The organism is Larkinella insperata (assembly GCF_026248825.1).
In the GTDB taxonomy this organism is placed as follows: Bacteria; Bacteroidota; Bacteroidia; order Cytophagales; family Spirosomataceae; genus Larkinella; species Larkinella insperata.
Genome location: NZ_CP110973.1, coordinates 6,235,295 through 6,249,137, shown reverse-complemented (window position 1 = coordinate 6,249,137; position 13,843 = coordinate 6,235,295). Strand labels below are relative to the sequence as shown.

10 protein-coding genes are annotated in these 13,843 nt (G+C 55.6%); 6 read left to right on the top strand and 4 right to left on the bottom strand.

Annotated elements, in window-relative coordinates; all coding sequences use genetic code 11:
* Positions 1 to 27: 27 nt before the first annotated feature.
* Positions 28 to 2,346 carry a hypothetical protein gene (locus OQ371_RS25195; protein WP_265991222.1) on the bottom strand — a complete coding sequence of 773 codons (2,319 nt, stop codon included), beginning with the start codon at positions 2,344 to 2,346 and terminating at the stop codon, positions 28 to 30.
* Positions 2,347 to 2,423: 77 nt separating this feature from the next.
* Positions 2,424 to 3,659, bottom strand: a complete 1,236-nt coding sequence (locus OQ371_RS25190; RefSeq protein WP_265991221.1) for a DegT/DnrJ/EryC1/StrS family aminotransferase — start codon at positions 3,657 to 3,659, stop codon at positions 2,424 to 2,426.
* A gap of 129 nt (positions 3,660 to 3,788) precedes the next feature.
* Here OQ371_RS25190 and OQ371_RS25185 point away from each other — a divergent pair, with 129 nt between their 5' ends.
* Positions 3,789 to 5,072: a hypothetical protein gene (locus OQ371_RS25185; protein WP_265991220.1), complete on the top strand. Its 1,284-nt coding sequence runs from the start codon at positions 3,789 to 3,791 to the stop codon at positions 5,070 to 5,072.
* A 27-nt stretch (positions 5,073 to 5,099) separates the two neighbouring features.
* Here OQ371_RS25185 and OQ371_RS25180 read toward each other — a convergent pair whose 3' ends face one another.
* Together OQ371_RS25180 and OQ371_RS25175 are read right to left on the bottom strand one after the other, a co-directional pair.
* Positions 5,100 to 6,143, bottom strand: coding sequence for a TIM barrel protein (locus tag OQ371_RS25180; protein ID WP_265991219.1), 1,044 nt, complete (start codon positions 6,141 to 6,143; stop codon positions 5,100 to 5,102).
* A 128-nt stretch (positions 6,144 to 6,271) separates the two neighbouring features.
* Positions 6,272 to 7,267: a helix-turn-helix transcriptional regulator gene (locus tag OQ371_RS25175; protein ID WP_265991218.1), complete on the bottom strand. Its 996-nt coding sequence runs from the start codon at positions 7,265 to 7,267 to the stop codon at positions 6,272 to 6,274.
* Between the two features lie 135 nt (positions 7,268 to 7,402).
* On the opposite strand from OQ371_RS25175, the gene OQ371_RS25170 reads away from it, so the two are divergent.
* The 5 genes from OQ371_RS25170 to OQ371_RS25150 all read left to right on the top strand — a co-directional run bounded on the left by OQ371_RS25170 (position 7,403) and on the right by OQ371_RS25150 (position 13,816).
* Positions 7,403 to 9,775 (top strand): TonB-dependent receptor, encoded by a 2,373-nt coding sequence (locus OQ371_RS25170; RefSeq protein ID WP_265991217.1) that lies wholly within the window; start codon positions 7,403 to 7,405, stop codon positions 9,773 to 9,775.
* Between the two features lie 27 nt (positions 9,776 to 9,802).
* Positions 9,803 to 11,008, top strand: a complete 1,206-nt coding sequence (locus tag OQ371_RS25165) for a DUF4374 domain-containing protein (protein WP_265991216.1) — start codon at positions 9,803 to 9,805, stop codon at positions 11,006 to 11,008.
* A gap of 35 nt (positions 11,009 to 11,043) precedes the next feature.
* Positions 11,044 to 12,249, top strand: coding sequence for a PepSY-associated TM helix domain-containing protein (locus OQ371_RS25160; protein WP_265991214.1), 1,206 nt, complete (start codon positions 11,044 to 11,046; stop codon positions 12,247 to 12,249).
* Complete coding sequence (locus OQ371_RS25155; protein WP_265991213.1) at positions 12,246 to 12,434, top strand: hypothetical protein; 189 nt, start codon at positions 12,246 to 12,248, stop codon at positions 12,432 to 12,434. The genes OQ371_RS25160 and OQ371_RS25155 overlap by 4 nt, the downstream gene beginning before the upstream one ends.
* Positions 12,435 to 12,532: 98 nt before the next feature.
* Complete coding sequence (locus tag OQ371_RS25150) at positions 12,533 to 13,816, top strand: sensor histidine kinase (RefSeq protein ID WP_265991211.1); 1,284 nt, start codon at positions 12,533 to 12,535, stop codon at positions 13,814 to 13,816.
* Positions 13,817 to 13,843 lie beyond the last annotated feature (27 nt).

Here is a 13,843-nt window from a genome sequence, read left to right as displayed (position 1 = left end):
TATCGCTGATACACCTGTATACCAACCTTATTGCTTCAGAAGCCACACATCCGAAATCTTTGAATGTTGCCGCCAGTTCAGGTGCGACTCTTCCGGCTGGTCGAAGGAAATCGAAATCCGGCCGTCCTGAGTGAGTGACAACGGCACAATCCACTCCTTGAACGTTTCCAGTTCTTTCTGGTAGACCGTCGGGTGCAGGCGTCTGCCATCGACCCGCAGCAACGCATCGCCGGACCCCGCCACGCGAACGATGTAGCGAGCGCCGGGGTCGAGGTCGCTGTACTCCAAAGCCGGGCTGTTCTGAAACGTCTGGGTGGAGAGTCGGGCGCGGCTCAGGCCGTCGTTCCACCAGGCAATGTCGGTGGCGTCGTCGGAAATGGTCGTGACGCGCGGGCTTTTGCTCCCGCTCGAAACGTCGTCGTAATAACTGCCGCTGCCCGGATTTTCCCAGTTGGCGATCACATTCATGCGGGCCAGTTGCTCGGCGGGACTTTTCAAGGCCCGGATTTTCTGAAACTCGTCGGCCAGCCACCAGCGGTTGTTGAGCGGATAATCCACAAAATCGAGCAGACACCCCCGCTCGGGCCCTTTCGCTTTGTACTTCGGAACGCTCGTTTGTAAACCAATTGAAGCGTATAAATCAGCGCACAGCGTTTCTATTTTCTTCCGCAGTTCGGGCGCAGTGGGCTCGGTATCGGCTTTGTTGACGGTCGCCAGCGCCAGGTCGAGGACCTTGGATAGATCGGTTTCCGTTGCCCGGACCAGCAGGGCGTTGGCCGTTTTTTCGAGTCCTTCTTCGTACAGCAGGCGTCGGCGCGTGTAGGCATCGTAAGTTGCGCGCAGGAGCAGCATCTGCCAGCGCCAATTGGTGTTCAGGGTGGGATGAGCGGCTTCCAGATCTTTCCAGAACGCCAACGTGGCTTCGACACCGCCGTTCTGGGCCAGTGGCCCCTGCCAGTTGTTTTCGAGCGCCAGAATGCCGTCGGCGGCATCGTTTGCGAGGGGCCAGCCAAAGAAAAACCGGCTGTATTCGGCCAGAATTTCGTTGACATCCTTGTTTGGGTCCCAGCCGCGCATGCTCCAGACAACCTTGTTGATGTCGTCGTGACAGCCATCGGAATACGACACAAAACCGTCGGTAAAGGGGGCGTATTTGCCGTGAATCTGAGCAAAGAAGAATGGGCGCGGGTTGATGGCTTCGCGGCCCAGCGTCAGGGCATACGCCTGATCCCAGCGCTCCACCGGAAATTCGCAGCGAACGTTGTGCGTCAGATCCGGGTATTCGCGGTGCTGGTAATTTTTGGGCAGGCGGTAGCGGGTTTCGGCCATCGGCGGACTGCTCGGCCCCGACACGACGCCCTGCAACCAGTCCGGTTTGTTTTGGGCTAGGTACTTGTAAAAATAATCAATCTGCTCGGTGCTGAAGCCCTGCAGGGAAACCCAGATTTTTGCTTTCGGGTGGTATTGAATTAGTTTGCCGTGCAGATCTTTCAAAAAGGCCATCACCTCACGCGGGTGGTTATCGCCGGGGTCACCGCCGGGAAAAAAGATGTGGTCAAGCCGGGGGCAGGCGCGGTAAAACGCTTCGTGTTTTTCAATCTCCGCCTTCCGTTTTGCATCGTCGGTCAGTTCAAACGTGGCCGGGGTCCAGACCCAGTAGTCCATGTCGTACTTCTGACACAGTTCGCTTATGCGCACCTGCATTTCTTTCGGCGGAATCGGAAACAGGGCGCTGGGCGTTTCGCCTTCGTGAAAGGGAATGCCCTCGATGGCGTTGGTGCCGAAAATCGCCAGGTCGCGGTAGTATTGCTCAAACTGCGCGACGGTCCAGGCGTCGTAGGAGTTGGCGGTGGTCCGGTAGCCCAGCTGGTGGCCGCGAATCGGGTAAGCCGGGGCGCTGGCAATGTTCACCGGACCGGCCAGCTCCAGCCGTTTGGCGTCCATTTTCAGATTCCGCAGCAACCAGCCGGACCCAAACAGAATGCCCCGGGCGTCGGCTCCTAAAATCCAGAGCGTATGGCCTTCGGTAATGATCCGGAAGCCTTCCGGTTTCTGCTCCGGCACGTTCGTGCTCGTTCGGCCAGGAACGGGTTTTCCGGCCACTTCTTGGTCCGATGATAAGGCCAGTGCAATCGTCATGACCCGGCTGCCGGGCCAGCTTTGCACCTGCTTCAGCGTCGTGTGCGTTCGTTTCGCAATTTCTTCCGTCAGCATCTGGGGCGCGGTGGTCCGCATGGGCGCCGGGATGGACGGTGAAACGAGAACAACGGCGTTTTTCAGGTTGATGGGCTGGGCAATGAGCTGAAAGCTAAAAAGAAAGGAGAGGATGAGTACGCTAACTTTCATGGTAGGGTTAGGGAAAAGTTATTACACAGAGTGCATCGGAGTACTTTTCGGATGTTCTCTGATGTGCCGACGGGCGGCTAGGCTTGTGTTACCACCCGTTGAATTTTCCGGATTGCTTCGGCGAAGGACTGCATGTCTTCCCGGCTGCCCAGCATCGCGTGCTGGAAAATCCAGACGGCTTCGTCGCGGCAAGCCCGCTCGGCCACCGGGCAGTTGACGGCTGCATAGTCCACCGATTCGGGTATGGCGTAACACATGAAATTTTTATTTTGAAACAGCGGCTGTTTGTACAGCGGATGCGGATACCCCGTCGAACAGGGCACACCCTCGGCCGCCAACCGGGCTACAAATTCCTGGCGGGGAAGCCCACCGAAGGCCGACGAGTCGTAACTGAAGATGTACAGGTGGTAGCAATGCCGGGTCGCTTCCGGGCTCCGGGTCAGGGGCAAAATGCCGTCGATGTTGGAAAGTAACTTGTTTAGATACAAACCGTTTTCGTTGCGAATAACTGTCTGGTCGTCCAGCCGGTTGAGTTGCCGGGAAAGCAGCACGGCCTGCATCTGGGTGATGCGGTAATTGCAGCCGGGGTTGAAATGGTCGTACCACTGGTGGCCTTCCATCCGACCCACGTTGCGCAGCGACGCCATCGTGCGGTACAGGTTTTCGTCGTTGGTCACCACCATGCCACCTTCGCCACTCGTCAGATTTTTCGACGACTGAAAACTAAAACTACCCACATCGCCAATCGAACCCAGTTTGCGGCCTTTGTATTCGGCACCGTGGGCGTGGGCCGCATCTTCGATAACTCTCAACTTGTGCCGGCGGGCAATGTCCATAATGGCGTCCATGTCGCAGGCCAGACCGGCGAAGTGAACGGGAATAATAACTTTGGTGCGCTCCGTAATGGCCGCTTCAACGGCTTTTGGATCGAGGTTGTAGGTGTCGGGGTCGATGTCCACAAAAACCGGTACGCAGTTAACTTCCAGCACGGTTGAGGCCGTGGCAATGAAGGTATAGGGCGGAATAATCACCTCATCACCGGGCCGTACTCCGCAGGCCATCAGCGCCAGCCGGAGCGACACCGAACCGTTGACGCAGGAGACAGCGTATTTTGTTCCGCAGTAAGCCGCAAACTCCTGCTCGAACGTTTCCACCAAATCGCCACAATCCGGGTTGCCCCAGCGCCCGCTCCGAACCACGTCGGCCACGGCCTGCACGTCGGTTTCGTCGTAAATGGGCCAGGGAAAGTGGGTTTGAACCGTTCTATCGCCACCGTCGATGGCCAGGGTTTCCAGGGTGATGTTCTTTTCCATAAGGGGGTTCGTCTTCATAATTACGCGGCTCACCCGGTTTCAGGCTATTGCTGATCGGATAATTTTTTAACCAATAGCCTGTTTGGCAGGGCTTAACGTATTTATCCCAAATCCTTATCCTGAACCGAAATGAAGGCAAAATCACTTTCTTACAGTCTGCTGGTCGCGGGCCTGTCGATGGGCACGGCCTGGGCCATCCGCGGGCAGTTTGGGCACGAGCAGGGGGCGGCCTGGGCGGGTAGCATCGGCGCCCTGAGCGTCTTGCTGGTGGCCAAGCGCGCCGACTGGTACGCCCGGATGTTTCAGGTGGCGCTGGCGGGTGCCGTCGGCTGGGGCATCGGCGGCATCATGAGCTACGGGGTGGTGGTGGGCTACGGCCGAGGCATCGACTTCGTGAATGTTTATTACGGGCTGATGATGCTGTTTGTCATCGGCGGGCTCTACGGTTTTCTCGGCGGGGGGCTGTTTGGACTAGCCCTGGCCGATACCGCCCAAAAGCCGGTCCGCTGGCAGCAGGCTTTGGTTGAAATGCTGGCTGGCGCCGTCGTTATCTACTTTTTATTCATTGAGGAATGGGGTTGGCTGATGACGCCCCCGCGTTCGGAACTGTGGGCGGCCTGTCTGGGGATGGCGCTGGCGCTGGCCTGGTTTATGGATCGTACCGGGCAGGTTGCGTCCTTGCGGGTGGCGGTTTTTTCCGGCCTCGGTGGGGGCGTTGGCTTCGCGTTCGGGAATTTTCTGCAGGTGATGGGCCAGGTGTCCGGCATCCCGTTTAACTTCTGGAACGTCATGGAGTATACCCTCGGTTTTTGCGGGGGTGTCGGCATGGCCTACGGCACGTTTACTTCCTCCTGGGAGCCGGTGGAAGATCGTTCCCGGAAAAGCAGGATCTGGTTTCCGCTGCTCATGTTGACCCTGATCATTCCCGGGGTGGTTTGGGAGCAGACGTTCGAAATACCGCGTCTGGTGGACACGTACGCCAAGCTTGTTACCGGCGATACCGCGAACCTGATTCAGACCGTTCGGCTGGGGGCGTTGGCGGCTGTGCTGGCCACCTCTGCGGTGTGGTTTACAAGGTATTACAGGAATAAACCGACCGAGTTGGTCAGCTACGACGATAACGAGGTGCGAACATTTTTTGTGGGGCACCTGGGTTTGTATACGGTTCTTAGCCTGCTGATTACCGGCGCTGTGGTCAGCACCTACCGCGTGGAACAGTACCTCTACCTGATTAACCTGCTGATTATCTCGTTGCTGATTGGAAGGACCAAGCCCGGTTTTTCGCAGCGGGGCCTGTATGCCGGACGGTGGGCGATGGGGTTTGCGCTGGTGCTGTTTTTCATGGCGCTGATTGCCCTGATTGCCATCAACAGCCACGGTGAATTGAAAGGAATGAACCGACGGTTTGAATGAAGGGTGGCGGTTGCCACCCCCTTGCAATTAGCTCATCAGGCGATTTCGGCAGAAATCCACGCATTTTTTTACTTCGGCCACTGAGTTGGAACCCGCCGGGATCTGGTATTCCAGCTCGACTGTCGCCGGGAATTTGTATTTCTGGTCCCGCATCAGCTTCAGGACCTGGGCTAAAGGTGTATCACCCTGGCCCCAGGGCAGGTTACCTTTGCCGTGCTCGGCAGTTTGGCGGTCTTTAATGTGCATGCTGGCGATGCGGTCGTGCTTTTGTTTGATCAAGACCAGCGGGTCCGGGTTGCCAGCTGCGACGTAATGCCCCAGATCGAAGTTTAGCGCATTGGCCGGGGATTGGGCGAGGGCCGTATCCCAGAACGTCGGTGTTTGCTGCTCGTGGCCGTGGTACCCGACTTTTAAACCGTGCTTCTGCGCCATTTGGCCCAGTTTAAGCGTATGGGCATCGTTGGCGGGGTGTTCGAGGGTAACCTGGTTGGCCCCCAGGAGTTTGGCCGCCCGCATACCGTAGTCAATTTCCGCGTCAGAGCTTTGCAGACCAAACGTCGAGGGTTTAAAACCGTAAATCTGCACCCCGGCCTGATTGTACATTTTACGAACCTGCTCAAACTTGTTCATCGGAGCCGAAAGCCGCCATTTGGCCAGTTCCTGCTGGTACGCTTTCCGCTGCGTTTCAAACTCCGCCAGGGTCTTTTGCTCCTCATCGGTCAGGGTCTGATTTTCGCGCCGTTTGCGCATCAGCGGCCCAACGGCCCGCATGTCGATCTTGCTTTTTGGGGCGCCTGCGAAGGTTTCGGCCGGATCACCCATCAGTTCAATAGCGCTCACCCCACTGTCCAGCACGTATTGCAGGGTGGCTTCAGCGGTCTGATCGGGCATTTCCCGGAAAGAATAAGTGATAACACCGATTTGCACCCCGTCGATGAGCGAATTGGGTTTATCGCCCAGCGCACGAATCAGGGCCGGAGCGCCAAAAACCGGGCTTTTACTGAGCGCCAGACCCGAAAGCAAGGCGGTTGTGGCGCCTAGAAACCGGCGCCGGGTTTGGTTAGTTTCCATGGGTTTAGCAGATGGGGTAATTGTCAAGAATTTCGGTAACGGGTTGGCGGCAGCCTAAACAGGGGTTGCCTGCCAATAAAGGTAGCAGAATTTTTGAATCGGTAAACCGTTCCGCAAACAACGGTTCGTCAGCCTTTCAGTTCCCGGGGTAGGTAGCCGAACTTCTTCTTGAAAGCCACCGTAAAGTGCTGGTGATTTTTGTAGCCGATCAGGTTGGAAACCTCGGCGATGGTTTCGTAGCTGCCGGTCAGAATCAGTTCCCGGGCCTGCTGCATCCGGCAGTCGGTCAGGTAACCAAAAACGGTGGTTTGAAACAATTCCTTGAAGCCTTCCTGCAATTTGGTCCGGTTCAGGCCGACCATCCGCGCCAATTGCTCGATGGAATACGGCGCGTGCAGGTTCTGAGTCAGCAGGTCGCGCACGGCATGGAGCTTGTCAACGTCGGCTTTTTTCAACCCTGAAGCAACGGGCGGTTCGGCCATCATCTGATCGATTTGCAGGGCCAGCAGTTCCATCACTTTCGCCGTTACGAATAGCTTCTTGAGCGAACCGACGTAGGGGCATTCCCGCAGTTCGGCCAGGATCTGTTTCATGCGGCCGGTAATTGGAAAACTCCGGTTGCCCATCAGAGCCGGGCATTTTTTTTCGATGCTCAGCCCAAAACGGCCCAACTGCTCCAAATCGTTTCCGTAGGCTCGGCGCAGGAAATCCAGCGATAATTCAATTTCAACGCTCCGGGCCGATGGCGTTCTTAAGTACGTCAGTTCACCCGCCAAAGCCGGATAAAACAGCAACGAATGCTGGCCGTGCAGGATGTTGGTTTCGGGTTCGAACCGGGCCTTCGGTTTGTAAACACAGCCGCTGGTTGTTAGCTCGAAATGCATTTGCAGGTAGGGAAAGTCACTCTCAATGACGTGACTAAAGCTTCGCTCGTGCGTGGCCTGGAACATCGCCATAAAAATCCCATCAACGTGGATCCGGTGGCTTCTGGCGTGAATTCCGTTAAAACTCGTTTCCCCCTGGTATTCAAACAAGCCGGTAGCGTTGGGCACGGTGTAGCCATCCGTGTACTCTTTGGTGTACGTGTGTTCCTGAATATCTTCTGATTTAAATACAATCTTCATGGAAATTCTGCTTCCTGCGTCAGCAATACTGCATCTGGCGTTAGTCCGGGGCCGAGGGAATCGGTTACTTTTGTTTTTTTATTAAGAATTAGTCTTAATAGTCAAAGATAGTGATCTCTAGTTTATTGATCCACAATGAGTAAAGGATTTTTACTCTTCTTTCTTTTAATGACGGGCTGGATCGTCCAGGCGCAAAACCCATCGGTAACCTGGCACGGTACGGTCAAAGACGCGAAGGAGAAACCGCTGCCGGGGGCCACGGTCGGTATTCAGGCACTGAACAAATTCACAACGACCACGGCTGCCGGAACTTTCGAACTTTCGGATGTGCCGCCCGGACCGCACCGGATTCAGGTCACCCACGTTGGTTACAAAACCGTACTGAAAGACGTCTCACCCGACGGCCAGAAACGGGTGCGGATAAATCTGGTGTTGCAGGAAGAAGCCAGCGAGCTTTCGGAAGTTCAGGTACGGGGCAAAACCGAAACCCAGCAGGCCAAAGAGCTGCCCATTAAGGCGGAAGTAATTAATACGAAAGCCGTTCAGGAACAGCCGTCTACGCTGGTTGAGTTGATGAACCGGTCGGCGGGAATTCGGATTCGGCAAACGGGCGGACTCGGCTCGAACGCCGGGCTGATGATGAACGGTTTTCAGGACCGGGCCATCAAAAATTTCAAGGACGGCATTCCGCTGGATTACCTCGGCGCGGGCTATAACATTGCTCTGGTGCCGGTCAACATGCTCGAACGGGTGGAAGTTTACAAAGGCGTCCTGCCGACGGGTTTAGGGGCCGACGCGCTGGGCGGGGCCGTCAACCTGGTAACCAAAAAATCGCTGTACCGCTACGCCGAAGCTTCCTACGAAGTCGCGTCGTTCAACACGCACCGGGCTTCGCTGAACGTGCTCTATTCGGACACTACCCGGAAGTTTTTCGTGGGTGCTGATGCCTTCATGAACCGTTCTGATAACAACTACAAAGTGAACGTAACCGTTACCGACCTGGAAACGGCGGCCCGCAGCAGCGCCACGGTGCGGTTATTTCACAACCGCTTTACCAACTACTACACAGAAGCCTACGGCGGCATTGCCAACACCCGCTGGGCCGACGAACTGCGGCTGGGCGTGACCTGGTTCCGGATCGACCGGCAGAACCAGTACGGCGCGACAATGGCGCAGCCCTTTGGCGCGTCGGTCAGTCAGCAGTATTCGGTGGTGCCGACGTTGCGGTACCGCAAAGCGTTCCGGAAGCTGAATCTTGACCAGTTTCTGACGGGCAGCACCATCCACGTCCAGCAAATTGACACGGCGCAGGGCACTTACGACTGGTACGGCAACTTCCGACCCAGTCCGTCGCGCACGGGCGAAACCTCAACGCGGGGGTCGCGGGCGGACATTGCCTTCGCGTATTTCACCTCCCGCACGAACCTGAGCTACCAGCTCAACGAACACAATAAGCTGGAAATGAATGTGGTATCGGCCAAGATGATGCGCGTCGGACGCGACCCGCTGGGGTTGACGTTCAAAAACGGTACGGACATTCTGGCGCCCGAGGCCCAATATTACAAACTGATCACGGCGCTCGGGCTTGAGTCGAAAGGATTTGGTGAAAAGGTGTTAAACAGCCTGATTGTCAAGTATTACTACGCCAGCGTCGATGCGATCGACACGGATTTTGTTGGTGCCGTACTGCCCCGTTCGCAAACCGCCATCCGCTGGGGCGTGGCCGAAGCTGCGAAAGTTTCGCTCGGGGCCAATTCCTTCGTTCGGGCGTCGGCGGAGGTGGCAACCCGGCTGCCGGAGCAGGACGAACTCTTCGGCGACGGCAATTTTCACCGGTCCAACTTTGAGTTGAAACCCGAGCGGAGTACCAATTTTAACGCCGGTTTCCGAACCGAAAAACCGGGTCGCTACAGCGTGGAACTCAACACCTTTTACCGTATCACCCGTGACCTGATCCTGCGCGTTCCCGTCGATATTTTCTTTACCCAGAACCAGAACGTCAACAACGTGCGCGGACTGGGCGTGGAAGCCGACGCCGGGCTGTCACTAACGCGCTGGCTGCGGACCAACGGCAATTTCACCTGGCAGGACTTCCGACTGTTCAACACGGGGAACCGAAATCTGGAAGGGTCCCGGCTGCGCAACACGCCTTACTTTTTTGCCAATCTGGGCCTGAACGCAACGCTGCCGCACGTGCTGGCGGGCCGCGACCGGCTTACCATTTATTATTATTTCATGTTCGTTCGCGAGTACTACCTGGACTACATACCGAAGGCACTGGAACCGGCGGGTTTTCTGGGGCTCTGGGGAAGGGCCGGATTCGATGCACCAAACATCATTCCGAACCAGCACCTGCATTCGATCGGGCTGACTTACCAGCCCGTCAATGACCGTTTTTCCGTTGGCCTGCAAGTGAAAAATCTCTTTGACAAACCTGTTTACGACAACTTCCGGATTCAGAACGCGGGCCGGAGTATCCACTTGAAAGTGAATTACATCCTGAAATAAATCTGTTCATAATAATACCCATCTATCATGAAAAAAGTCTTTGTCCAACTTGCCCTTTCCGGCCTGACCCTCGCTTTCTTGTCGGGTTGCTCCAATAACAACACCGATGAGCCGACTCCGCCGTCCAGCAATGAAGCCAATTACGTGCTGATGACGGATGTGGTGCAATTTCAGGCGCCGGGCTACCTGACGGCTTTTAAGGGAATGCCAACCGGAACCATCACGGATATTCAGCCCAAATCGCTGCAACTCAAGCAGTCCTTCGGCTTTCGGACATTTGGGAAATGGTTGTTCAACCGGGCCAACGCGGCAGGCGAGGTGGGCTTACAGAAGTTTACGGTAACCGACGACGGGAGCATCAAAGACGATGGATTCATTGCCGGAGCGACGCAGTTTCTGGTGGTTTCCGAAACCAGCGGCTTTTACCTTGACGAAACACGGGGCACGTTGAAACTGCAAAAATTCAATCCGACCACCATGCAGCGCACGGGCGAAATCGACCTGTCATCGTTGCAGAAGGCGGGCGTGGAATACCAGGCCATCGGCAAGCACACCCTGGCGGCCAAGGATGGTAAGTTGTACGCGGGCATTTCATACGGCACCAAAGCGCAGCAGGGATTTGGCGACGACCTGTATAATTATGTGGAGTTTGCCGTGATCGACATGGCGACCGACAAGCTGGAGAAGACCATCAAATACGACGGCCAGAAAGGCATTGGCTGGGGTTCGTCGGGGAACAAAATGTGGACGATGGGCGACGACGGCGCTTTGTATCTTTACAGCTCGGGCCTGGCCGACGGTTTTACCAATGCCGCCATCATCCGGATTAAGAAAGGCGAAACCGACTTTGACCGCACCTGGAAGCTGAAAGGAACGGAATTCCAGGCATCGACAGCCATTTCTACGGCGCTGGTGAAAGGCGGGAAAATCTACCTGGAATTCCCGTCGGAACCGTTAAAGGCCGACTACAGCAACCTGCAATCCATCATCTGGGATTATTACGTGGTGGACATGACAACGATGCAGAAAACCAAAATCGAAGGCATGCCGCAGCACCACTACAGCTTCGCCAACGAGCAGGCCATTACCGAAATCGACGGAAAAATCTATTTTTGGGTTAAGAACAAAGCGCAGAAAGTCGACGGCTATTACGTGCTGGACGTCACCAAGGCCACGCAGGTGTTCAACAATCCGCACGAAGGCTTCACCTGGGGATTTGCCAAGTTGCCGTAAGCGAATGAATCCAGTAAATTCTTAACTTGATCGCCATGAGTACGACGAAAAGTGTCAAAACCTGGTTCCAGATTCACAAATGGACCAGCCTGATCTGCACGGCGTTCCTTCTGATGCTCTGCCTGACGGGGCTGCCGCTGATCTTCCACGAGGAAATTGAAGAACTGGAAGGCAAACAACTGGCCCCCGACCTGCCCGCCAACACGCCCAGGGCCAGTCTGGACAAGTTGGTGGAAACGGGTCTGAAGGCCAACCCTGCGAAAGTGATCCGGTATCTGTACTGGGATGAACACCAGCCGAATACCGTTGCGCTGAGTCTGTCGGACTCCATTGATGCGCCACCGGACAACTTTAAAACCGTGATTCTCGACGAGCGGACGGCGAAGATTCTGGAGGAACCGAACTACCAGGAGGGCTTCATGTACGTGATGCTGCAACTGCACGTCGATATGTTCATGGGCATTGGCGGCAAGCTGTTCCTCGGGTTGATGGGCATCCTGTTCGTGATTGCCATCGTTTCGGGATTGATGCTGTACGGCCCGATCATGAAACGGTTTGATTTCGGGATGATTCGCACTGAAAAATCGACGCGGTTGAAATGGCTCGATTTGCACAATCTGCTCGGCGTGGTCACGATTGCCTGGGCCACGGTTGTTGGTTTTACGGGCGTGATCAACACCTTGTCGGAAGTGGTGCTCGGATTGTGGCAGATGGGCCAGCTCTCCGAAATGACGGCGCCCTACAAAAAGGCGGCTCCGCTGACCGGCCAGCTCAGTTCGCTGGATCAGGCATTCCGAATAGCCCGGAAAGCCGATTCGGGTATGGAGCCGTACCTGGCGGCTTATCCGGGAACGCCGTTTAGCAGCAAACACCACTACGCCATTTTTGTGAAAGGCAAAACGCCCCTGACCGAGCGGCTGGTGCGCCCCGCGCTGGTGGATGCCAAAACCGGGAAGCTGACCGACATGCGGGAAATGCCGTGGTACGTCAACGCGCTGTTTCTTTCGCAGCCGCTGCACTTCGGCGATTACGGCGGGCTCCCCCTGAAAATCATCTGGGCAATCTTCGACATCATCACCATTGTGGTGCTCGCCAGCGGGTTGTATCTTTGGTTTGCCCGCAACAAAGCCACAAAAGCGCAACTGGCCCGGATGGAACAGGCTAGCCGGACCAAAAGCAGCCGGAACGTGGAAGAATCCGAAATCTTAACGCTCAGTGAGCAGAAAGGAGAAGGGGTATGAATCGTAGTTTCTGGCGCGTCTGGACCGTTCCCATCATCCTGGCTATCCTGAGTCTGGTTGGGTTGATTGCCGCCCTGGTGGGCGACGGTCTGCTGGATTTTGTTTCCTGGCTGACGCTGGGCATCCCGCTGGTGGTCATCGGCTGGTTTGTGTACCGGCCCCGCCCGGCCAAACGCCGGTCATAAAAACGAAGTAATTTGATTGGACGGTTGTCAAAACGCGCTGAACTGGTTACATTTTGTTTATATCTTTGTGTGCACACAAAGGAGACAAAGAGTTTAGTTTGAAAACCGTTCAATCAACGTTTCGTAAGCTTATTGGAAGTCCGGATGAGTTTGCGCTCGAAGAACGCATTTTTCATTCCGTCTGCCTGCTGACCATCCTGGTGATGGCCTTCAACGTCGTTTCTAGCTTCGTGATGGGGCTTCCCGAAACCGGATGGATCTGTCTGGCGCTTTTTCTGACCGGTTTCTATATTTACTACCTCACCCGGATTCGAAGCAAATTTGTCCTTGCCCTGACGCTAGCGGGGTGCGTACTCATGGTGCTGTTTAGCGTCAATTATTTTTACAGCGCCGGCATGGTCGGGTCCTCGCTGCTCAGCTTTTCAATTACCCTGTTTCTGCTCCTGATTACCGCACCTGCCCGGCATTCGTTGTTTTGGGTCGCCTTCAACATGTTGGTGGTGCTGGGGCTTTTAACGGTCGAATACCTGCACCCGGAGTTGATTGTTGAGAAGCACCAGGACCGCCTGACGCACACCCTGGATCTGGCCTTGACCTACCTCGTTACGGTTGTTTTCCTCTATTTCGGAACCCTCTTTTTTACCCGGGCCTACAAACGGGAGCGAAAACGCGTGGAGGAGCGGTCGGTGGTGCTGGAACGGCTGAACGAGGAGAAAAACAAGCTGTTTTCCATTGTTTCACACGATTTACAGTCGCCGTTGGCGTCGGTTCAACATTACCTGGAGGTGCTGAAAGAAATTGAACTGGAGGCCGACGACCGTAAAATGATTGAAACGCAGCTGATGGACGGGGTTAATTACACGCAGGAAATGCTGTACAATCTGTTGTCCTGGTCGACCACGCAGATGAGCGGCACCAAAGTTTCGCTGACGATGGTGAACGTCTCCAGTTGCCTGCAACCCATCATGGCGATTTTTAAGCCTTTACTGGACAACAAAGCGATCCGGCAGGATTTTCGGGTTGATCTGACGCTCCATGTGCTGGCCGATCACGCCATGCTTCAGTTAATCGTCCGCAACCTGGTGGGAAATGCCATCAAGTTTACGCCCACGGGCGGTTCCATTACCGTTGAGACGACCCGGCTGGAAAAGACCTGCCTGATCACGGTAAAAGACACCGGTTTGGGAATCCCGGACGAGGAAAAGAGCCGCATATTTTCGCTCAAAGCGCAGCCAACGTACGGTACCAACAAGGAAAAGGGCGTGGGTCTGGGCCTTTTTCTCTGCAAGGAATACGCCGAAGCACAAAACGGAAAACTCTGGTATGAAAGCACAGAAGGCGTGGGCACCACCTTTTACCTGGAGTTGCCGCTGGGCGTCTGACCCGGCACTACCGCTTTCCGGAGCCCG